A 21,371-nucleotide genomic window follows, 5' to 3' on the forward strand; every position below is an offset into this window, starting at 1 on the left:
AGGCAATAAAGGTGTTGACCGAATGGCCGATGGCCCCGAGTTCATCTTCGGCGCGGATGGTAATACGGCGAGTCAGGTCGGCATCGCCGCTGGACAGCAAATCGATGTTGGCTTTCAACGCTTTCATGCGCTGCACCAACTGGCGAATCGCATAGACCTGCAACAGCACCAGCAGAATCACCAGCGGAATCTGCAACAGGCTCAAGGTGCTGAGGACGTCATCACGCTGCGCCGTGAGCATTTTCGTCGGCAGGGCGGTGGCGAGGAACCAAGGCGTACCTTCAATCGGGCGCATGAAGAAGGTGCTGGCTTCACCGTTGTTGTCGAACTCGATGCGCTGCGCCTGATCACGGTTCTGCAGGCCGTTTTTTACCTGGCTGGCGAACGTCGACGTACCGGCCAGTTCGCTGATGTTCTTCAGCACGATCGGGCCACTGATGCGCGAGCTGTTACTGATGATCTTGCCGTCGGCTTCGATGATCAGCATTTCGGCGTTGAGGTCTTTCTCCTTGCGCGCCACCAGATCATTGAAGAAGCCGAGGGTCACGTCGATGGTCGAAACCCCCCAGGCGCTACCGTTTTTCTGGATGGCCATGGCGCAGTTGGTGCGCGGCTCGGCGCTGGCATCATCCTTATAAGCCGCCGCCCAGGCGCATTTGCCACGCGGTGTAGCCATGCCGCCCTTGTACCAGCTCTGGTCGTAATAGTTGGGGGCCGCGTCGCTGTTCCAGAACGTGTTCACGGCCAGTTTTCCCGACGCGTCACGGTGCCAGAACGTACTGAATTTATTGCGCCCGGCCTCCCTCTGCCCCGGCAGCGGCCAGATCCCGCCGCCGAACACCTTCAACTCGCCGTACTGATCGACCAGGCCTGGCAGCACCGTGTCGATGGCAGCGCTGTCGAGCAGCGGGATGGTCTGGGTGATGCTGCGCTGTTGCGCCTGCACTTTGTTCAACTCGCCCTGAATCTGCTCGGCGACTTCGGCGATGCGGTTGAGCACCACTTGTTCTTCGGTGTGACGCAGTTTGGGAGCGACCAGTTGGCTGATGCCGACCACGGTCAACACCGACAACAGCAGGATGAACAGAACCAGAAACAGCGTGTAGCGAGCCGAAATAGTGCGGAATGCGGGCATGGAGACCGGTCCTTGAGCAGCGTTTCTTATTAGGGGGCAGGGGCAAAACAGTGCGGGTATCCACAACGTATCGTCGTTACATCGCGAAGCTTTAGGTACTTGCGTCCTAAAAAACCTGAGCGCCGATGACTGGTCGGTATCGGGTTCGATACACAAGCGCTGGGCATCGCCTGTGACTGGCTGAAAAAGCGATTTTCATTTCATTGTGATGACGGCTCTGAGTCAGGGTTTGCGCGGCGTTGCGCATTTGTATCGAGAATGTACAAGAATTGTAAAAAAGTGCAGAAAGAGGTTGGTGCCATCAGTTCGCCCGCCGATACTCGCGGCCATTAATGCCGTTCACTCGGATATTTCAGGTCATTTCACAGGGAGTCTTTTCATGACGATCGGTATTGTCGGCGGCTGGCAGGCCAAGGCAGGACTACTGGTGCGCGACACCGGCGCAAAGAAACAAGTGTCCCAGAGCGTCAAGGTGCAGCAGATGCTGACGCTGGTCGGTAATGATCCCACCGCGCTGAATACCGCCGAGATGGACAAGCAGGGTTTGCGCAAGGCGATCAAGGGCTTCGATCCGGCGAATGTTTCGGTTAAACAAATGGGCAATCTGAGCGAGATGCTGCGCAGCCGCGGGCTGATCTCCGAGATCACTTCCTTTACGTTGAAGAACGCCGGTGACAAGTTCGACCGTTTTGGCGTGACCAAGGATATCGATGTCAAATTCAACGCATTGGAATACTTTGCCACCCAGCTCGATGCTATTCAGTCCAACGGTCTCAATGGCAACGCCTACGGGAAAAACCTCATCCCCGAGTTCAAGAAAGCGATCTACGTCCTGCAGAATCTGAAGACCTATGGTGATGGCAACGTCGCGAAGCCGGTTGACCAAGGCGTCAGGTCCAAGGCTTGAACCTGACCGTTGTAGCCCGTTCAAACTCTGAACGGGCGGTGTCGATGGATTCGATCTGCTTCAAGAAAGCGACGCTTTCGCGCACGCTATTTGTTGTTGCGCCTGATCATGCAGCCGTTGGATGTGCGGGCAACGCAACTCCAGCGTACGCGGCCGATAACCGCGATGAAACAACGCCAGCCATCCCGCACAGCGTTCATTCGGGGCAATCCCGGTAAAGACGAAGCCCATCGCTGACAGGCTGTCCACGGCGCTGGCGAAACCCGTCGCCAGTCTGAGCCTGATCGAGATCATCCAGTGTCCAGGCAGTTGCTTCAGCTGTTTGAGCAAACCGTTGTCGAGTTTTTGCAGAATCACGTCATAGCGTCCGGAACACTGTTCGACATGAATAGGCGCTCCCACCCATGACGCTTCCTTGTCCTGTGTCCCGTGTACGCGGCACAAATGCTCCATGAAAGCGCGGCAGCTTTCTGGCCATGACAGCGCCGGGAGTGGGCGGCGGGAGCCATCGATCGGCGTGTAGCCGATGACGATGGATTCTGGCAGTGGTTCGCCAAACGGCGAGGGCACGTAGTCGAGCATCAATCCCGTGCTGCAGAAGCCGAGTTTGTCAGCCATGCGCTGTGTATAGGCGTGCTGCGTGACCTGTTTGATGGTTACGCCATGGCAACCCAGTGCCTGTGCATGGATCAACAGTCGCGTGCCCAAATGCGTGGCGATGTTCTGCCCGCGCGTGGACGGATGCACCACGCTCAATGCCAGTTCCGCCGTGTTTGATCCTGTGTTGCGGCACAGCGTGGCGTGGCCAAGAATTTTTTTGCCGGATTCCGCTACCAACGAATGCCAACTGCCATCGCCATGATTCTGGTTGATCATCAGAGGCAGATACACGTGCGGCTGCACGTAATGGTCGCCATAGATTTCCCGGAACAGACGGCTGATCGCTCCAGCATCGGAGCGGCGATAACTGCGCAGCGTCACGTTGTCCATGGGCGTTGCTCCGGACGTGGGGTGTCGTAGTTGCGAAGGTCGACGACTCGCTGGCGTTTGCCGGAGCGCGGATGGCGAGCAAGTGCCTCGGCTGTGCAATGGGCGACCTGCAGTTCAAGTTGGCCATCAGCGCAGAGTTGCGCGATCAGCGGATATTGCTCGATCAAGCCGTTTTGCAAGGTTGTGCCGGTCTGCGCTGTCTCGGGATTGAACGCCTCGGGCACCCACTTCAGACACAAGATATCGACGTTTGCCGATTGGCTGATGACCAGTTGCCAGTCGGCGCTGACAGTGCTGCGCTGAATCACTTTGGCGATGTCTTCGATCAACAGGGTCAGGCTGCTCACCCTTATACGCTGACTGCTCATGCTACGGCCCATCAAGGCAAACTTGCGCATGGACGCCTCGGCCGGTTCTCGCCAGCAGGCGAGGTCACCCACGGGATAACGGATCAATGGCATCAGCCGACGGGTGAGGTTGGTGATCAGAAGGCGCCCGGTACGATTGCACTCTTCAATCACTTCACCGGTGTGCTCATCGATAATTTCCAGCACGCTGTGGCTGGCCAGCATGCGGTGCTCGCCCAAGGCACAATCGCGGCTTGTGGCGCCGATGAATCCCGCGTCGACACTGGCGTAGCCGATGGAGGCGATCCGTGCGTTCGGGAACACTCGGTGCAAGATCTGCAATTGCCCGGCGAACAGGCTTTCGCCGCCGTAAAGCACACTTTCGACCTCGGCCAGGGTTTGCCCCTGGCGCTCCAGCACGCTGGCGAACGTCAGTAATTGAGCGGGCACGCCGGCCAGCACATTGATCCGGTGCTGGCGGATAGAGTCAGCGAGTACCGTAAAGTCGACGTCACCGGTGAAGGGGTACTCGGTAATACCCGATGTTTCGTGTGCCAAGGCGTCGTGGATAAAGATGAAACTGGCATACAGGTCGCCGACAAAAAACAGATTTGCAACCCGGTCTCCCGTATTCAGTTGGCTCGCCAGATGGCGACCGAAGTCGCGCACAAGTGTCTGCCATTCCTCACGGGTGAATACCGAAAGTTTACCCGCGCTGGTTGTTCCACCGGTCTTGAACACCAGTGCGCGTTGGACTGTTGAAGTCAGTACTGGCCATTGATCGAAGTGAGTGCTGCTGGCCCAGTATTGTTGCGGATCAATCGGCGGAAGTTCATCCAGTGTGCTGATCTGTGGCGCAGAGTCTTGCCAATGTCTGGCGTAAAACGTTGAATGTTCGCGGGCGAAGGCGAGCAACTTGCTCAGTTCAAGTGTTGTATTCATGGTGGTCTCTTTAATTGTTCTGGTCATGGACGAAGTTGGACTTTCAGCGGCGAGCGTCAACCACTGCCGGTATCTTTGCGCTGTGTCTGTTTCTGTCGAACTGTTGCGGCTCGCAGGTTTGCGCTTGCACGGTGAGCAGCCCGGTTCGCACGAGGGTCGTCAGCGTCGCGTAGCCTTCCAGTCGGCGGTGGATGTCGGCGGGGGCAGCGGGGCTGCGAATCATCAGGCGTTCGAGGCCGTCAGGGGCGTGATCGAGGCGCAACTGAAAAGGTGTTTGCAGGTGTCTGGCGAGCTCGTTCAGGCAGATGAAATCGGTGCCGATACGCAGCAGTCTGCCGTGCCGTTGCAGCAGTTCGAAACGCGGGGAACTCAGCCCGCACGCGCATTCGCCGGGCAACCAGCGCCCTGTGTCGCCGACGTCGTAACGCTGTACCTGCTGACCTTCGCGGGCTGTGGAGGTGAACAGTAAACGGCCGATTTCATTGCCAACGACAGGCACGTCCTCCGCAAGCGCAACGATTTCCAGATGCTGGATCGCGTCCATCAGATGAAACACACCATCGCCGGTCGCGGCACAGGCATGCCCGAAGGGACCGGCATCGACACTGCCGTACACCGCCGAGCGGATGCTGGCAACGCCACAGCGCTGCAACAGTTCGCGACACTGATCACTGATGTGTTCACCGCCGAGAAAGACTTTTTCGATGGCACCATAACGGCTCAGACGCTGCTGTTCGTTGAGGAACAAACGATGCAGCGTGCTGGGCATGCCAATCAGTACCGTCACGCGCTGTTCGATGATGACTTGCGCAACATCGCTGTAGTCATCGTCGGCCGGAGCACCCATTGGCAGGTGGTGGGCGCCCAATATTTCCAGCACTTTGGCAAAACTGAAGAAGCCGCCGTACAAACCGCCACTGAAGAACAGGTTCATCACCTTGTCGCGGCGCGGATCGAGACCCGCCGCAAACAACCCGTCGGCCGTTGCGCGCATTTGCCGCTGAAAATCGCGGTAGCTGTATCCCGCCAGCGCCGGTGTGCCGCTGCTGCCGCCAGAGCGGAAAAACAGTTGCGCCGCGGCTGTCGTCGGTCGCGCGATAAACGCTTCTTTGTCGGTGATCGCGCGGCCCGCCAGCGTCGGCTTGCACGGTGGCCGGTCGAGGGTCATGTGGGTAAGCAACTGCGTCGGTGCGACGCTGACCGACACCCGCCGGCTAAGCCGTTGCAGTGCATAAACGCCGTCGTGGGGCTCGCCATCGTAGCCATCATGGATTGCATCAATGGGCGCAATCCGGCTGACGCCGGCGGCAATCAATGTTCGCGACAATGCACCGATCTGCGCTTCGTCGCACACCAGTGCACAGCTCTGTAAAACGTTGCGCCAAGGCAGCAGGTTTTGCGTCAGTCGTGCACGCGGCAGGGGCTTGAGCAACACCGTGCGAAACAGCGGCGAGGGCGCAAGCAACTGATCATGGCTCCAGATCACCCGCCATCCCGGTGCGCTCCAGACCTGCGCCGTCACCTCGGAAAAACTCTGGCTCAGGCGCGTCATCAGGGTGCGGGTAGTGATTTCGCTGGCCTCCTGAGCCGTCGGCATCAGTGCCGGCCATTGTTCGGCGCGGCGCTCGAACGCTTTGGCCAATTCGCTGCCGATTGCTTGTAGAGCGGCGGGGTCGTCGCTATCGACCAACAACCATTGCGGGCTGGAACAAGCTTGCTGATCCAGTCGGCAGACCTCATCGACCAGTGCGTCCAGCGCCTGTGGCGAGGCCGCTTCCGGCGTCAGGTAGGCAAAACTGATGCGGTGCCCCCAGTCGATCCAGCGACATCCGGGCGGCAACTGTTGGCGGATCGCCTGCAGCGCCGCTTCGCCACCCCACGCCGAAACGCCGTTGGCCATTTTGCACAAACGGCCGATCTGCGCTGTCGCCACCGGTAACACAGCGACGTAATGGCGCAACTCACCGCTGGGGTCGCATTGCACCAGAGCGTGCAGCAGGCGCGCCGTCAGGCCCTGGTCGCTGCGGCTGGGCCGTAGCCAGTTGATGTTGCCGGCCAAGAGACTTTCAATCATCGCGCAGCACGCCAGCAGCGGCGCGTTGGCCGGCGTGACGTGGACCACCAGTCCCAGCGGACTCCAGCGCTCAAAGCGCGATTGCTGATAATCGATACGTCGCAGCGATTCAGCCTGATCGCCCAGTTCGCGCTCAAGCTTGAGTTGCAGAGCATGAGGCTGACAGAAGTCGATCAGGGCCTGGCGTTGTTCTTCATCCAGCGGCAGTTCGGCGCTGTGCAATTGCTGGGCAAACTGTGCGGCGGCAGTCAGTACGGTGGCGCTGTCCAGCGGCGTACTCAGGTGTTGCGGCAAGGTTTGATGCAGCAGCGCCAGTGCGTTGTCGAGGTTTACGTCCGCGTGCAGATCTCCGTTGATCAGGTACATGTCAGTGCCTCCCCAGTAATTCGGACGCGGCCATCGCGCAGCTTCTGCCGACTGTGGTGCCTGCGCGGCCATGCAGTTCGAACCAGTCACTGGCGAGGCCGCAGTCACAGCTCGAACCGGGGTGCAATGTCGCCAGATCGCTCATCACCACGGCGTGCGCCGGGCTGGACGAAATATAGGGCGAGACGAACCCCAGCAAGCCTTGCTGGCCGTAGGGTTGAACGGAGAAGTCCTGCGGATTACGCACGTAAGCCCTGGCGTAAACGGGCACATGAAAATGATGCTGGGCACATTCGATGTAGGGCACCGCGTGCTCGACCGCGCCGTAACCGTCGCGGCATCGTGACGTTGCGATACCCAGTTGTCGGGCGATGCGCCCATACAGTTGTTGTTTTGGAATCTCCTCGCGGACCTGTGTTTTCCAGCCGCCGCCGAAGAACACCAGCGAATCGGCCGGCAGTTTCAGCTCAGGCACACCTGTGGCCTGCATTTGCTGCAAGGTCTGCCAAAGAAACGCCGGGAAACCGAAAATGCGCACGGGCAGGCCTTCCTCGGCGAACGATTGCAGGGCCGCGATGACGCCAAACACATCGAACTGGTGGCCATCGCCGTTGCAGCGCAAGGCGTAGACAACTCTATTGACGGGCGCAAAGCGGCAGAGGAACTGGTCGGTATAGGACGTTCCCAGTGTGATCGCACCTTGTGGTTCGTAGCTCAGCAGCAGGTAGTTGCACGGCGTATCCGGCGTGTTCCAGCCGTAATGATTAAAGATCTGCTCGACCATGAACTGCGCGGCCGACAGGCTGCGTTGGTCGTAGCGCATGCGGCTTTTTTGGCCACTGGTGCCGGAGGATGTCAGTTCCAGGGCATCCTCCCCGGTCGGGCTGAGCAACAGTTGCTGTTTGAAAAAATTGGCCAGAATCGGCGGCAGTCGGGACCAGTCATCGAGGCTGTCCAGATCCTTCACATCGAGGCCGTTGGCGTTCAGCCAATGTTCGTAGCCGGGGGTGTGCTGGCAATGAAACCGACTGATTTCGGTCATGGCCTGGTCGAACAGGCCCGTGGGCACAGAATCCGGGCAATAGGGGTGTGGCAACGCGCAAAGCGCATCGCTGGCGGGGAAGTGGTTCATTCAATATTCCTTTATTGAGCAGAGACGGAGTCGGGAGATGTGCGTTGCAACAAACCGTGCAACAGGGGCAGGCACATCAGGCCGCTGAAGGCGGCGCAGAGTGCGAAGCGTTCGAGGCCGGCGCCGCCGCCGATGGTGGCAATCAGCGAGCCGCCGAGCCCCATCACCGCAATCGAAATCATGCCGGCCAGCGCCGAGACCAAGCCCTTGCTGTCGTCGCTGGCAAACAGCGCCAGCCGATACAACGCAGCGTTGCTCATTCCCAGTCCGACCGCGTACAACGCCAGGCTGGCAACCACTGCGCCCAGTCCGGCACCTGACAGCGCGCAGGCAATCAACGCCCCAAGGCCCAGACAAAAAGGCCAGAGCGCCAACCGGATCAACCGGGACAAAGAATGCGTAGCCAGCAAGCGGTCGAGGATCAGATTGCCGGTGATAACAGCGGAAAAAACCGGAATCTGCCACAAGGCATATTCCAGCGGCGTCAGCCCGAGCAGCTGGATCAGCAGCAATGGTGCCAAGCCGATCCAGGCGATCAGCGGCAGACTCATGAGCCCCAGTGCGAGACTGGCAGCGAGGAAGCGACGATTACCCAAGAGGGCTCGGTAGCGTTGACCGGTCTGGCGCCAGGAACAACGTACGGCGGCCTGCACGTGCCCATCGCGGCGAGTGACCCCGACCGTTTCCGGCATGCAGACGAAAAGCCCCAGCCAGACCATTGATGCGGCAAAACCGAGGCCCAGAAACAGTTCGCGCCAGGACAGCCATTGCAACAAGACAATGCCCAATAGCGGCCCCATCAGCGGTGAAAGCAGGGCGATATTGCCGAGCAGCGCCATCAAGCGCACCGCATCAGCCTCGCAGAATACTTCCTGAAGGGCGGGATAACTGACCGCGACCACGAAACCCAGGCCCATGCCTTGCAACAGTCGCAGCAGATTGAAGGTTTCAATGCTCTGGGTGGCAAATGCACTTGCGCAGGCCACCGCAAACAATGCGCAGCCGACCAACAGTACCCGCCGCCGGCCCCATTGATCGGACAGCGGCCCAATCAGCCATTGCAGGCAGACTCCGCCAATCAGATACAGATTGAAGGCGTTCGGCACATGACGCACATCAGCGTGAAGTTCAGTTGTCACGCTCAGCATGGCTGGCATGATCAAGTCGCTGGCCATATACGTCAGAAGTTCAAAAGCGCTTAGCGCTAAACAGAAGCCGAGCACTTGTCGAGGCCCGATCTGTATAAGAGTTCTCTGCATAAACGTCCCTGTTAGTGAGTGGAGGAAAGTTGCCAGAGACTAGTGGCAGAGGCATACGTGACCTATTGTTTTGCTGCGACATTAAATTTCAAATGCTTGCAACTTATTTAGCGAGTCCGCTTTGCGTAGCAGGCGAATTTCAACTGCGCGGCAGAGCCGCCGGCAAGAAACAGAAAAGCCCGCAACAGGGCGGGCTTTGTTTGAAGTTGATCGGGCTTGTTGATGGCCTGCCTCAATCTGTTAGTTGGCAAGCGGGCAGGGCGAACAATCCTGTTCTAGCGATGTTGGTAATAACCAGGGCCACCCTGGTAATAACGGTGGTGATCGTCATGCCAGCCGCCGTGGGGGAAGATGATGCAGCCACTCAGGGTCAGCAGGGCAAGAACCGGAATCAGCCAGGTGATTCGACGCAGCATTTTGAAAATTCCTCATGGTTACGCCGTCATGAAGCCAAAACTCTTCATCGGCTGTAACATGAGACCCCGATTGCCGCGGCGCATCCCCGTAGAACGGTATGTGCATGGCATGCAAACGGATACAAAACGGATACATTTCAACGTTTCAGGAAGCCGCAATGACCCACAAGCAACGCTTGATTTATTCGATTCTGATCGCCGTGTCGGTCCTGGCGATCATGCTTGGCCTGTCCTGGCTGCAAAACGCCGGAATGATTTCGGAGAAGACGTTCCAGTTCGTCGCCATCGGTGTGGCGGTGATTGTGGTGGTGATCAACGGCGTCATGCGCCGCAAGGTCAAGCCTTGACGGCGTTTGCCGCACGCTTCAATCGTTGTTGAGGACTGCCGCAGCCTGTGGATGCAGGCTGTAGCTCTTGTCTTCATTGAAGGTGATCACCCCTTCGGCGCACAGACGCTTCAGCACTTCGCGCACACTGAGGAAGGACAGCGGAATATCCAGGTCGAGCAATTGACTGTGGACGCCGCGCACGCCCAGACGCCGTTCGCTTTGTGCGGCGACCAGCAGGGCATCAATGACTTTCAGACGAATCAGGCTGGTGCGCAGCCCGAAACTTTTCAGCAGCAAACGGATGCGTTCGTTGCCGTGACGCTCGACGCGTTGCCCGAAATCGCTCGCGTGAGGGCTCATGGAAACTCCTTTGGGGGCCTGGCTACCGTCCGTTGGTAGATGCGAGTTGTACATGCGATTACTCCTTTTCAGAGCTTGATCGGGAAAGGTTTTTTTGCTCTCTCTAAACAAGACGTTTCAGCACGACAAATCATGAAAGAAAAAATGTAGAAAATTTGTCGTGGGTTTGTCTTTTCCTTGTGATTCTGGGTTGGGATTGTGTTGGGCTTGGCGGCCTTTGGGCCGACCATGCTGTTGGGGTTTTGGGTGTATATCCGTTTTTTTGGGGGTTGCGGCTGGCGGTTCCGCTCTTACAGCGGGTCACTTTTTCAGACGCCAAAAAGTAACCAAAAGGCTGGGCCCCGGCGTTCGGCCCTCGCCGTGGCTCGGGTTCCTTCGTTACGGGATCTATCCGGGGGCATCGCCTACGGTTTGCTTCGCTGCACCTCCTCTCGATGCATTCGACTTCGTCGAACGGTCGCTGCGCTCCCACCCCCGGATAAATCCCTCCACTCAGCCTGCCGAAGGGGCCAGCACGGCAAGATCAAGAGCTGCAGCCGAGCTAACGCTCATCCTGTTGAGTGGTGAGGAGCGGGGGGGGGGGCGGCTTTTGATTTGCTTCAGTATTGAGTGCGGCTCGGTATCTCACGACGGTGTATCTCTCGCCATCACCTCGGTCAGTTCCTTCTCCCTCCGGGAGAGGGCTAGGGTGGGGGGCGGCTTTTGATTTGTTTCTGGATTTGAGTGCGGCTCGGAATCTCACGTCGGCGCATGTCTCACAGTCACCGCGGTCAGTTCCCTCTCCCTCCGGGAGAGGGCTAGGGTGAGGGGCTTTTGATTTTGCGTTCGGGGGATTGCGTGGAGTGCCTAAATTTTTTCCTCTGACTTCGTTTCTTCGACAGGCTCATTGCGCGTGGACGCGTGGGTGTTTCCAGGGCGGGTCCGCGCAAGCGCCTGATCCGCTCTTTGGCATGTCGATCAGGAGCGAGCGTGATTATTTCCAGACAGTTAACCGGACTGACCTTGGCCGGCGTGGTTTTTGGCCTGAGTGGTTCGGCCCATGCGTTCAGCCCGGCGACGGATGTCAGCGCCGATATTCGCCGCACTGCTTTTGGCGTGCCGCATATCCGCGCGCAAGACGAGCGCGGGCTGGGTTTTGGCATCGGCTATGCCTATGCCCAGGACAATCTGTGCCTGTTGGCCAACGAGATCGTGACGGTCAATGGCCAGCGTTCCCGTTACTTCGGCCCGGATCAGTTCAGCGTCGAGCAACGTGAAAACCGTGTCAGCGACGTGTTCTTTACCTGGCTCAATACGCCAGAGGCGGTCAAGGCTTTCTGGCAGGCGCAACCTGCGCAGGTGCGTGATCTGGTCGAAGGTTATGCCGCGGGCTACAACCGCTATCTGGCCGAGCGCCGTCCGCAAGGCTTGCCGCAACAGTGTCAGGGCGAGTGGGTGCGAGATATTGCACCGGAAGATCTGGTGAAGCTGACCCGCCGACTGTTGGTCGAGGGCGGTGTCGGCCAGTTCGCCGAGGCCTTGGCCGGTGCTACACCGCCGCATGCGAGCGCCGCAATCGAACAAAACGTGCAGGCCTATCAGTTGGCTGACGCGCGTCAGCAACGCTTTGCCCTGGACCGTGGCAGTAACGCTGTCGCGGTGGGCAGCGAGCGCTCGTTTAACGGGCGTGGAATGTTGCTGGCCAACCCGCACTTTCCTTGGGTCGGCGGGATGCGCTTCTATCAAATGCACCTGACCATTCCCGGCAAACTCGACGTCATGGGCGCCGCCTTGCCAGGCCTGCCGATGATCAATATCGGCTTCAATCAGCACCTGGCCTGGACGCACACGGTCGATTCGTCGAAACATTTCACGCTCTATCGTCTGCAACTCGATCCGAAGGATTCCACCCGTTATCTGCTCGATGGCAAGTCAATGCCGCTGAACAAGCAGACCGTCACCGTGCAGGTGAAACAGGCCGACGGGCAAGTAGTGCCGGTCTCGCGTGATGTCTACAGTTCGCAATTCGGGCCGATCGTGCAATGGCCGGGCAAGCTCGACTGGGACAATCAGTTCGCCTACAGCCTGCGCGACGCCAACCTCGACAATGATCGTGTGCTGAACCAGTGGTACACGATGAATCAGGCGTCCACACTTTCGGAGCTGCAGGATTCGGTGCACAAGATTCAGGGTATTCCGTGGGTCAACACTCTGGCCGTCGATGACAAAGGCCAGACGCTGTACATGAACCTGTCGGTGGTGCCGAACGTCAACGCCGAGAAGCTGGCCAAATGCAGCGACCCGCGTATCGGCACACAAATGATCGTATTGGACGGCTCCAACAGTGCCTGCGCGTGGGACATCGACCCACAAGCTGCGCAGAAAGGCATTTATGCTGCCAGCCAATTGCCGCAACTGCTGCGCAAGGATTTCGTCCAGCATTCCAACGACTCTGCGTGGCTGGCCAACCCGGCGCAACCGCTGACCGGTTTCTCGCCGCTGATCAGTCAGGATGGCCAACCGCTGGGCTTGCGCGCCCGGTTTGCTCTGGATCGTTTGAGCACGCTGAGCAAGAAAGGACCGTTGGCGGTGAAAGATCTGCAGCAAATGGTGATGGACGACCAGGTGTATCTGGCGACGCAGGTGGTGCCGGATCTGTTGAAGTTCTGTGCCGCTGATCTCGGCGCCGATGCTCAGGCCCTTAAACCGGTTTGCGTCAGCCTCAAGGCCTGGGATGGCCGCGCCAATCTCGATTCGGGCGTGGGCCTGGTGCACTTCCAGAACATCATGCAAGCATTGCAGGCTGCGCCGGATGTCTGGCGCGTGGCGTTCGATCCCAAGGATGCACAACACACTCCGCGTGGCCTGGCAGTCGAGCGGCCGGCGGTGGCCAAGGCGTTGCGTGAGGCCATGTTGGCGTCGGTCGAAGCGACGACAAAAATGGGTCTCACGCCGCAAACCCGCTGGGGTGATATCCAGGTGGTCAGCAGTGGCGGGCAACAGACGCCGATTCACGGCGGGCCGGCGACTCTGGGAATCTACAACGCCATGCAGAGCGTGCCCCGTGAGGACGGCAAACTCGAAGTGGTCAGTGGCACGAGCTACCTGCAAGTGGTGACCTTTGACAACAAGGGCCCGCACGCCCAAGGGCTGCTGGCGTTTTCGCTGTCGAGCGATCCGGCGTCGAAGTATTCGCGGGACCAGACCGAGGCGTTCTCGAAGAAGCAGTGGAGTGTGTTGCCGTTCACCGAACAGCAGATTCAGGCTGATCCGCAGTATCAGGTGCAGACTGTTCGCGAGACGTTGGACAAGGCGGGGAAAGTCGCCGCTCAATAAGTACAAGCGTTCATCGCATCAAGCCTGAAGGCCGCATCCTGCAAGGGATGCGGCCTTCAGCTTTTTGGCGGCTGTTGCGGTATCGAGTTGATCACCGGGTTACCTTCCTTGTTACGACTCAGGTAGACCGGCAGCACTTTGGGCAGGCTGTTGGCGAGGTTGTTCAACTCTTTGATGTTGTAGATGCCACCCACGCGAATCGAACCGGTGCTGTTATCAGCCAGTTCGAGTGGGTTGCTCAGATAACGATTGATCAGTGGCAGTGCTTCGCTCAATGCCAGGTTATCCAGCACCAGTTTGCCATTGCGCCACGCCAGTGAAGTGTCGCTGGCGTAAGTCTGGCTGATCTGCGGCATGTAATCGCCTTGCTTGTAGCGTGCCTGCATCGACGGGCCAAGGCGCAAGCCATCGCCGGGTAATGAACGATTGCTGGTGACCAGCACCGAGCCTTCGATCAGGTTCACGCGCACTTGATCCTGATACATCCAGACATTGAACCGTGTTCCCGTGACTCGAATCTTGCCTTCGCCTGCACGGACGACAAACGGGTGGGCCAGGTCGTGACTGACCGTAAAGAACGCTTCACCTTTTTTCAGGGTGACCCGGCGTTCGTCTTTGTAATTGCTGAAGGTCAGGTCGGTGTTCAGGTTCAGTTCGATCTGGCTGCCATCATTCAGCGTGACCTGCCGGACATTATCGGTGGCGGCGAAATGCTGATAGCTGTTGGGCAGCCAGCCCAGGTTCCAGCCAGTGTAAGCGGCCAGTGGCAGGGCGAGCGCACAGACACCGGCTGCAACAGCGAATTGACGCCATGAGCGCGAAGGTCGAGGCGCTGGCACGACTGACGCAGATTCCGGGCGAGGCAAGTGTTCAGCCACGTCCCAGATTTCCAGCATGGCTTCATATTCGAAGGCATGCAGTGGATGAGCATCGTGCCATTGCTTGAACGCGCGACGCTCTTCGGCGGTGCAGTCGGCGGCGTGCACACGCATGCACCAATGCGCGGCGGCATCGGTGATCGCATCGTATTCGGCTTCCGAGAGGGTGTCTTGGGTCATTGACTCGTCCTGATTTCGCACATTCTAACCTTGTCGGGAAGTTACCGAGAACAACCGTCATGGCATTTACCCATCAAAGTGGAACTTATTTTTCGCTCAGGCGCCCAAAAAGACAGGACGACAATGACCACTATCCACAAATGGAGTGAAAAAATGATCAAAAAGACATTCGCAGCCTTGATCGCCACTGCCGGTTTGCTCAGTGCTGGCGCAGCGTTGGCAGATAAGCCGGGTGCTGGTTGGGTAACCATCGAAAAAGCCATCGAAATCGTTAAAACCAAGGCCGGTTACGTCGAGGTCTATGAGATCGAAGCCGACAACAACGGCTATTGGAAAGGTGAAGGGCGCAAGGCGGACGGCGTTGTTTACGAGTTCCGCATCGACGGGGCATCGGGCAATATTTTGCGGGATCAGAAGGATTGATCACGTTGTAAACACTCAGTGAGCTCCTGAAACATGCGCCGGCGTCAACCCGGCGCATTTTTTTCGCTGGTCACGCCAACGTTTGCAGGGTTTGCGCTTGACTTGACGCTGGAGCCGGCAAGGGTATCGGCACCAGTGGCGGATCAAGTTGCCGGCCCAATTCGCTGATGAGCAGGGCGATCGAATCGGCATTGGCCAGCATTACGTCAATACGTGCTTCATTAGTGACCGGATGGCGGATCGCTTTACGAGCCTCTGCAAGGTTTGCGGTTTTGGTCAGGCTGAGAAGTTTTTTGTAGGCCTTGGCGTGCCCAGGCAACTGGTCAAGATCCACCCACACCCCAGTATCGTTCTTTTCCACGAATAATCGTGAAGGGTCAGCGGAGCGGGACAAGGATTTACGATAGCGTTCCAGGATCGCTTTGAGCAGCTGCCCATCCGGGAGGGTGATGTCGATAAGGTCAGGGAATGGACACATTGCCTCTACGGAGACAAAGTCTTCGGTGTCGCAGATCAAATGCGACAGCTCGTGGAGTAGTGTGATTGCGCGTGCGTGGGAATCCACATTGAACCTGGGAGGCAAAAACTCGGTATAAGCGTCCAGTCTCGGGTTGAAAAAATGTTCCGTAAAGTGGATGACCTTTCGCGTGTCTTCCTTGAATACAAAGGCAACCGTATCGTCATCGTAACGCTCATTGTGGCCAACGAAAAAACGGTCGGTATAGAGCAAGTCATCTTTTGGGTCAGTCAGCTCCCGGCAAATCGGCAGGATGACCTTCTCGACTTTCTTCAGGAGCATGGGCGTGATCTGCGAGATTTCGAAAAAATCTCTGAGGACCGTTTCCACGCGAGAGCCCCCAAGGTTGTCGCGATGGACGACAAAGTTATGCAGGCAATTGAGCGCGTAGGTTCTTGCCCGGGCGACAGCTTGCTGTATCACGAAAGCTCTGGCGGGATATTGGCGATTGATCTGTGCCATCCCTCGGGCCTGGATTCGCATCAGAATCGAACAATGTTGCTCAACTCTGTTTTGCAGTCGATTGCGCCGCTTTGATCGGCAGCGATGCACGGGCTGACCGGGGCGGGCAAGCACCAGTCGTGAGTTTTTCTGCTCCAGGGCCGGCCCTCGGCCCCCGTCTTTTTTGCGCAAGTACCAGGTTTTTTCTGCCTCTATTACCGGATAGACCTTGCCGGCAATCGCCGCATACTTGCGAGTACCCGATGAATCCATATAAACAAGTTTAGGTGGCTCAAGCTTGAGGCTCTCGAGTGCGGTGGTTGTCTCATAAGGCTGCAAGTTGACGCGAGAGGGCGTAACCGGTGGCACTTTTGACCAGCGAACGACGGCTTTTGCCGTCGTGTTCACGGCTGCGTCGGCACCCTTCGATTCAGGTCTTTGCGCCTCGGAGGCAAAGTCAGCTGTTTGCGCTTCTGCCTCCGTTTCGCACGACAGACGACCCAGGCTAAACAGGGATATTGCCCCGGCAATAAAGCCTTTCAGAGCGTTGGCCCAATGGTGATCCTGAAGACCTTCGGCGGACTCCTTGAAGTCCTTGTAGCTTTTCCAGAGAAAGAACAAAGACGCGAGTTTGCCGGACAAGAGGTGAGGCACCAGACGGACACCGCGACTGAACAAAGACTTCGCGGTTTCCCAGTCGGATTGTGCATTGATCTGCTGCTGGCAACTGAGTAAACGCGGCAAAAGACTGAGCGTATCTTTGTGAAAGTGCTCCAACACATTGCCGTTGATGGCAGTGTTGTGAAGTTTGATTTCACTGGTTTTGCCAATCGTGGTTTTCAACAGGTTCTTGAGAACGGTCTGTTGCTCGGCGGGCAGACGTCGCAGGATCAGATCCTGGAAATGCCCAGGTGTATTGAGGGCGTCCACCCATTGCGCTTCATTTTCGAATTCGCGAAAAACGTATCTGGAGTAGGGGGCGTAGAGCACCCGTGGCCCTGAGTGTCCCGCGCCAGGCCGAATGACATAGAGGCCGAGGGCGTCGACCGCATCACTGCCTTCGGTCTTCATCAACGATAGCGGGCCGACAATGGCGTGCGCACCCTTGACGGTGGCACGGGCTATTGCATCCGGCATGTCCAGTACTTGGCAGATGTAGTCATATCCGGTCTCTGACAGTTGCTGTTGCAGCTTCAGCGAGTGCGCGTGCTGCATCAATTGCCAAGGCAGCTGACGCAGAAAACGTTCTTTGCTGGTGCGTGCAGATTCATGACTGCCTGACAGCGTCTTGGTCACTTTCTCCACATAGGTGGTGGTGACATTGAGCGATGACAACAATTGCTGTACCGCAGACTGATCAAAGTTCGTCGGCAACGCTGTAGTTGCTTTCGAGGCGACTTTGAACCCGGTGCCTTGCACGATGTTGTAGTGATGCAAGGCAAATTCGAGCAAGTTGCAGGGAGGGCCGGCAAGGGTCAGATTCGGAGTGATATGGATATCGTGTGGCATGAGTCCGTTGTTCGGAAATCGGGCGTCGAGCAGTGTCTTCAGTGTTTGGTCAACGTGGGTGGCCAACGCAGGGACGGCCTCGAGAAAATCCTTGCCATCGATAAAACTACGCCGGACTTCATCCAGCAGTGCGAGTTGTGTGCGTTGTTCCGTGATTGGGGCCATGCGCAACCAGTCGGGAAAATCCCGCTGACTGACGAAGGCGCGCGCGAGTTCGATGGTTCGGCGCAAGTTCGTATCGATGACGGTGTTTTTCGTTTGGTTGAGATAATCCGAGAGGATGTCCTTGTCCGTGATACAAGCGCGTAAAGCCTCACAATGGGCCAGGAAATGTTCAATGGCCGATTGCATGCGATCGTTCAACACGTCGCCTTCAATCAAATGGAAGGTGCCCAGCGTGTATTGGCGGTCCAGTTGATATTGCTTCACAGGCAGGTTTTCCAGCAGCGTCCGACACTGGTCATGGTCGTCGAGGCGCCGTTGCAATTGCTTCTGCGCAATGGCGATATCGTCGAACGATTCCAGTCCAATGGCTGGCGTCCACAGGATGGCACGCCCGGAATGCTCGCCGTCCATGCCGCCGCGCTCGGTCATCAGCACGCAATGAGCGAGCGGCAGCACACCGCTTTGGCCGGCACAGGTGAGGTTGAGCGACCAGGCATCCGGCCGGAACCCATTGAGTGACTGGCGATCCATCCGGGTTGCGTGTTTTGCATCGAACACGGTATCGACTATTTTTCGCTCGGCCGTCAGCCAGGAATCGCTGAGGTTTTTTATGCGCGCCTCCCCGCGCACCCCCTCCTCGAAAGCCTGCGCCAGTTTCCATCGAATGCCTTCGAGAAAGACGCGCTGATCGGTGCTGCTCGTGGTCGGCTGATCTTTGAAGTGGCTGGAGAGATTGTCCAGGGTTCGTTCGAGTTCTGTCGCCAGGTGAGCCGCCTTGTCGGCCTGCACGAGTGAGGAAGGAGGAGCGCTGGTAAACATCGGGCGCGTACTCCACCGCTCGTTGACGTCAAGCTTGAGTAGACGTTCGTGAATCATTGAGCGGATATCCAGCGCTTTATCGAAAAGCGCGTGGATGTCGATCGTGCGCTCGCTTTGGCGAAACAGCTGCAAGGCGAATTCAACGTTCTGGCGCTGTTTGGTGAGGATCGCCTCAAACAGCGTCGTGATGATTTCGCCGCCGATGTTCTCTCCTGAAACCTGAGCGTTGGCGAAACCCAGGTAGCGATTGCGCTCTTCCAGATTCATCAGCCCGTACAGCTCGTCTTCATGTCCCGCTGCATTGAGTTTGGCCGTCAGCGTTTGCTTGAGGTCGGCGTAGTTCGTGAGGACTTGCAAGCCTTGCGTGGGGGTGTAGAGGTAGGCCTTGTCATGGTTGATCATCAGCGAGCCGGCCAACTCGACATAAGCGGTTTCCTCGCGCAGACATACCGTTTCGAAGTTCGGCCGCCGGACACCCACGTTTGGCTCTCGAATCAAGCTGTGCAGGGCGTTGAACTCAGTGGCCGAGAGGATTTCTGTTTCGCGCTTGATCATCAAATCGGCACGCACCTGATCCTGCAGCGTCTGGGTGAAGAAGGTGCGTCTGGACGACCCCTCAAATGCGGCGGTATTCCAGTAGACCTCAAGTTGTCGAAACAGCAGCATGGTCAGCTTTTCCGACGCGGATGTGATCGCTTTTGCCCACGCTATCTGGTCAGCATCCCGGGGGGGACGGGTCGGGTGGGAGAATTCTGCCGTGTGACCGCGCGGCCAGCCCTGACGGCGGAAATGCAGCAGCAGCGCTTCACTTGGCGACAACGAATCGACCCGATGTCGAGTATCCCCTGAATGGGACGTGATGTTGGCGAACAAACTGACGCGGGTGAGCGATTGCGGCAAACCGTTAAAGTGCGGTTCGAGCAGTTCGTCGAGAATTTTTTCCAGCAGTGTTGTCAGCGAAGGCAGGCGTTTCAGTTCATCCAGCAGATCGCGCGCACAGGCGTCCCGGGATTCGCTGATCAGGGCTTTTTGATCGTCAAACACATCGCCCTGGATTGTTTCGCGGGTCAGGGTAATACCGCGCTTTTCGACCAGCTCTTTACGCAGCGAAACGGTGAGAAAAGCGAACAGATCATCGGTTTCCTCAGCGTTGTCGAGGCGCGTCTGCAAGGCGTCTGTCAGGGCCTTGTGATCGCTGTATTTTTTCAGCCCGTCGTAGGGGGTGTATAAAAAAACGCCATTGTCATCCGGCCCGGTGCCGAGAATAAAACTGCCGGCCAGTGGTACGGCGAGTTGCTTGTCGGCGTTAAGCAGAATCCGTTCGGCGAGCATGGGTGGGGTTTGTTCGCTGCGCAGGGCGTGGGTCGCCAGCTGCACATGGGCCAGCCAGCTGAAATCTTTACTGTTGAGGCCGTGTGTTCGACTCAACTCGTCATGCCGGCCTGTGGATTTGAGTATGTCGGGAAACAGCAGCGGGCTGGACATCTTCGCAACTCTGAACGGGGCGCCTTGGGCGGGGAGTTCAAGAGTAGGAGCGCAAGTCGCCGTGCAGGCGGTACATAGTTACCGCACATGCCGAGTGGAAATGTGCCATGGGTCAATGTCGGTCATCACCCATCCAAGGGTTGACAGCCGACAGCTCCGCCATGGTTAATCGGTGGGCAAGTCGTCCGTACGCTGTTGTTCCCTCCAATAATCATTCTGGAGCTTCAGATGTCTGCGCCACACGATCATGTGTCTTCTGCTGTCTCGTCCTCGTTGTCTCTCGAAGCGCTGACGCACCTGCTTGAAACGATTTTTCTGCGCCACGGCACCTCCGCCGAAGTCGCGCAAGTGCTGGCCGCCAACTGCGCCGGCGCCGAGCGCGACGGTGCCCACAGCCACGGCGTGTTCCGCATTCCCGGGTATGTCTCGACCCTGAAAAGTGGCTGGGTCAACGGCCACGCGGTGCCGCAAGTCGAAGATGTCGCCTCCGGATTTGTCCGTGTCGATGCCGGCAATGGTTTCGCGCAACCGGCGCTGGCCGCCGCCCGGCCGTTGCTGGTGGAGAAGGCGCGTAGCGCGGGGATTGCCGTGTTGGCGATTCGCAATTCGCATCACTTCGCCGCGCTGTGGCCGGATGTCGAGCCTTTCGCCGATGAAGGTCTGGTGGCGTTGAGCGTGGTCAACAGCATGACCTGCGTGGTACCCCACGGCGCCGACCGGCCATTGTTCGGCACCAACCCGATTGCGTTCGCCGCACCACGGGCCGGCGCCGCGCCGATTGTCTTCGACCTGGCCACCAGCGCGATTGCCCATGGCGACGTGCAGATCGCCGCGCGCAAAGGTGAGCGGCTGCCGGCCGGGATGGGCGTGGACAGCCTCGGCCAGCCGACTCAGGATCCCAAGGCGATTCTTGAGGGCGGGGCGTTGTTGCCGTTCGGTGGTCATAAGGGCTCGGCGCTGTCGATGATGGTCGAGCTAATGGCGGCGGCGCTGACGGGAGGCAACTTTTCCTTCGAATTCGATTGGTCCAATCATCCCGGGGCGAAAACGCCGTGGACCGGGCAACTGTTGATCGTCATTGATCCGAGTAAAGCTGCCGGACAAGGTTTTGCCGAACGCAGTGGCGAACTGGTGCGGCAGATGCACGGTGTCGGGCTCAAGCGTTTGCCGGGGGATCGTCGGCATTGGCAGCGGAGCAAATCGTTGGCTGAGGGTATTGTGCTTGATGCGCAGACATTGGTGCAGTTGCGTGAGCTGGCGGGGGTGTGAGCAAAGAGCAAAGCCCCTCACCCTAGCCCTCTCTCAGAGGGAGAGGGGACTGAACGAGGTGAATGGGGGATGTGCGCCGACGTGAAAGATCGAGCTGAGCTCAGGTTTTGAAC

Annotated in this window: 14 protein-coding genes and 1 pseudogene; 5 read left to right on the top strand and 10 right to left on the bottom strand. The window is 58.1% G+C overall.

Annotation, left to right across the window (positions count from 1 at the left end; genetic code table 11):
* Nucleotides 1-4 precede the first annotated feature (4 nt).
* Nucleotides 5-1,135, bottom strand: a pseudogene (locus tag ACIF4X_RS00325) (cache domain-containing protein); the annotation flags it as partial.
* A 379-nt stretch (nt 1,136-1,514) separates the two neighbouring features.
* On the opposite strand from ACIF4X_RS00325, the gene ACIF4X_RS00330 reads away from it, so the two are divergent.
* The gene (locus tag ACIF4X_RS00330; RefSeq protein ID WP_397480703.1) at nt 1,515-2,042 is read left to right on the top strand and encodes a hypothetical protein; all 528 of its coding nucleotides are present in this window, start codon (nt 1,515-1,517) and stop codon (nt 2,040-2,042) included.
* A gap of 60 nt (nt 2,043-2,102) precedes the next feature.
* Here ACIF4X_RS00330 and ACIF4X_RS00335 read toward each other — a convergent pair whose 3' ends face one another.
* The 6 genes from ACIF4X_RS00335 to ACIF4X_RS00360 all read right to left on the bottom strand — a co-directional run bounded on the left by ACIF4X_RS00335 (nt 2,103) and on the right by ACIF4X_RS00360 (nt 9,568).
* On the bottom strand, nt 2,103-3,032 hold the full coding sequence (locus tag ACIF4X_RS00335; protein WP_397480445.1) for a GNAT family N-acetyltransferase: 930 nt from the start codon (nt 3,030-3,032) through the stop codon (nt 2,103-2,105).
* A complete protein-coding gene (locus ACIF4X_RS00340; RefSeq protein ID WP_397480446.1) occupies nt 3,020-4,321 on the bottom strand; it encodes a phenylacetate--CoA ligase family protein in 1,302 nt (433 codons plus the stop codon). The genes ACIF4X_RS00335 and ACIF4X_RS00340 overlap by 13 nt, the downstream gene beginning before the upstream one ends.
* A 43-nt stretch (nt 4,322-4,364) precedes the next feature.
* Nucleotides 4,365-6,761: an acyl-CoA reductase gene (locus ACIF4X_RS00345; RefSeq protein ID WP_397480447.1), complete on the bottom strand. Its 2,397-nt coding sequence runs from the start codon at nt 6,759-6,761 to the stop codon at nt 4,365-4,367.
* Between the two features lies 1 nt (nt 6,762).
* Nucleotides 6,763-7,893 carry an acyl-protein synthase gene (locus ACIF4X_RS00350; RefSeq protein WP_397480448.1) on the bottom strand — a complete coding sequence of 377 codons (1,131 nt, stop codon included), beginning with the start codon at nt 7,891-7,893 and terminating at the stop codon, nt 6,763-6,765.
* A gap of 11 nt (nt 7,894-7,904) precedes the next feature.
* Complete coding sequence (locus tag ACIF4X_RS00355; protein WP_397480449.1) at nt 7,905-9,152, bottom strand: MFS transporter; 1,248 nt, start codon at nt 9,150-9,152, stop codon at nt 7,905-7,907.
* A 275-nt stretch (nt 9,153-9,427) separates the two neighbouring features.
* Nucleotides 9,428-9,568 carry a hypothetical protein gene (locus ACIF4X_RS00360; RefSeq protein WP_007918111.1) on the bottom strand — a complete coding sequence of 47 codons (141 nt, stop codon included), beginning with the start codon at nt 9,566-9,568 and terminating at the stop codon, nt 9,428-9,430.
* A gap of 158 nt (nt 9,569-9,726) precedes the next feature.
* Between ACIF4X_RS00360 and ACIF4X_RS00365 the strand changes: the two genes are divergently transcribed.
* Nucleotides 9,727-9,915, top strand: a complete 189-nt coding sequence (locus tag ACIF4X_RS00365; protein WP_038363103.1) for a hypothetical protein — start codon at nt 9,727-9,729, stop codon at nt 9,913-9,915.
* Between the two features lie 18 nt (nt 9,916-9,933).
* Here the strand turns inward: ACIF4X_RS00365 and ACIF4X_RS00370 are convergent, their stop codons facing one another.
* A complete protein-coding gene (locus tag ACIF4X_RS00370) occupies nt 9,934-10,311 on the bottom strand; it encodes a fe2+ zn2+ uptake regulation protein (RefSeq protein ID WP_397480450.1) in 378 nt (125 codons plus the stop codon).
* A gap of 915 nt (nt 10,312-11,226) precedes the next feature.
* Between ACIF4X_RS00370 and ACIF4X_RS00375 the strand changes: the two genes are divergently transcribed.
* Nucleotides 11,227-13,572 (top strand): acylase, encoded by a 2,346-nt coding sequence (locus ACIF4X_RS00375; protein ID WP_397480451.1) that lies wholly within the window; start codon nt 11,227-11,229, stop codon nt 13,570-13,572.
* A 56-nt stretch (nt 13,573-13,628) separates the two neighbouring features.
* On the opposite strand, the gene ACIF4X_RS00380 is transcribed toward ACIF4X_RS00375, so the two are convergent.
* Nucleotides 13,629-14,630, bottom strand: coding sequence for a FecR family protein (locus tag ACIF4X_RS00380; protein ID WP_397480452.1), 1,002 nt, complete (start codon nt 14,628-14,630; stop codon nt 13,629-13,631).
* 153 nt (nt 14,631-14,783) lie between these two features.
* Here ACIF4X_RS00380 and ACIF4X_RS00385 point away from each other — a divergent pair, with 153 nt between their 5' ends.
* Nucleotides 14,784-15,053 carry a PepSY domain-containing protein gene (locus ACIF4X_RS00385; RefSeq protein ID WP_397480704.1) on the top strand — a complete coding sequence of 90 codons (270 nt, stop codon included), beginning with the start codon at nt 14,784-14,786 and terminating at the stop codon, nt 15,051-15,053.
* 70 nt (nt 15,054-15,123) lie between these two features.
* On the opposite strand, the gene ACIF4X_RS00390 is transcribed toward ACIF4X_RS00385, so the two are convergent.
* Nucleotides 15,124-19,989: a dermonecrotic toxin domain-containing protein gene (locus ACIF4X_RS00390; protein ID WP_397480453.1), complete on the bottom strand. Its 4,866-nt coding sequence runs from the start codon at nt 19,987-19,989 to the stop codon at nt 15,124-15,126.
* A gap of 228 nt (nt 19,990-20,217) precedes the next feature.
* Between ACIF4X_RS00390 and ACIF4X_RS00395 the strand changes: the two genes are divergently transcribed.
* The gene (locus tag ACIF4X_RS00395) at nt 20,218-21,258 is read left to right on the top strand and encodes an Ldh family oxidoreductase (protein WP_397480454.1); all 1,041 of its coding nucleotides are present in this window, start codon (nt 20,218-20,220) and stop codon (nt 21,256-21,258) included.
* The last annotated feature ends 113 nt before the right edge of the window (nt 21,259-21,371 follow it).

Origin of the sequence: Pseudomonas sp. NPDC085632 (genome assembly GCF_044541255.1) — a bacterium.
Lineage (GTDB): Bacteria > Pseudomonadota > Gammaproteobacteria > Pseudomonadales > Pseudomonadaceae > Aquipseudomonas.

What these genes read in the sequence shown, in the direction of transcription:
- ACIF4X_RS00330 (WP_397480703.1), top strand. Translation starts at nt 1,515, where the DNA reads ATGACGATCGGTATTGTCGGCGGCTGGCAGGCCAAGGCAGGACTACTG.
- ACIF4X_RS00335 (WP_397480445.1), bottom strand. Translation starts at nt 3,032, where the DNA reads ATGGACAACGTGACGCTGCGCAGTTATCGCCGCTCCGATGCTGGAGCG.
- ACIF4X_RS00340 (WP_397480446.1), bottom strand. Translation starts at nt 4,321, where the DNA reads ATGAATACAACACTTGAACTGAGCAAGTTGCTCGCCTTCGCCCGCGAA.
- ACIF4X_RS00345 (WP_397480447.1), bottom strand. Translation starts at nt 6,761, where the DNA reads ATGTACCTGATCAACGGAGATCTGCACGCGGACGTAAACCTCGACAAC.
- ACIF4X_RS00350 (WP_397480448.1), bottom strand. Translation starts at nt 7,893, where the DNA reads ATGAACCACTTCCCCGCCAGCGATGCGCTTTGCGCGTTGCCACACCCC.
- ACIF4X_RS00355 (WP_397480449.1), bottom strand. Translation starts at nt 9,152, where the DNA reads ATGCAGAGAACTCTTATACAGATCGGGCCTCGACAAGTGCTCGGCTTC.
- ACIF4X_RS00360 (WP_007918111.1), bottom strand. Translation starts at nt 9,568, where the DNA reads ATGCTGCGTCGAATCACCTGGCTGATTCCGGTTCTTGCCCTGCTGACC.
- ACIF4X_RS00365 (WP_038363103.1), top strand. Translation starts at nt 9,727, where the DNA reads ATGACCCACAAGCAACGCTTGATTTATTCGATTCTGATCGCCGTGTCG.
- ACIF4X_RS00370 (WP_397480450.1), bottom strand. Translation starts at nt 10,311, where the DNA reads ATGTACAACTCGCATCTACCAACGGACGGTAGCCAGGCCCCCAAAGGA.
- ACIF4X_RS00380 (WP_397480452.1), bottom strand. Translation starts at nt 14,630, where the DNA reads ATGACCCAAGACACCCTCTCGGAAGCCGAATACGATGCGATCACCGAT.
- ACIF4X_RS00385 (WP_397480704.1), top strand. Translation starts at nt 14,784, where the DNA reads ATGATCAAAAAGACATTCGCAGCCTTGATCGCCACTGCCGGTTTGCTC.
- ACIF4X_RS00390 (WP_397480453.1), bottom strand. Translation starts at nt 19,989, where the DNA reads ATGTCCAGCCCGCTGCTGTTTCCCGACATACTCAAATCCACAGGCCGG.
- ACIF4X_RS00395 (WP_397480454.1), top strand. Translation starts at nt 20,218, where the DNA reads ATGTCTGCGCCACACGATCATGTGTCTTCTGCTGTCTCGTCCTCGTTG.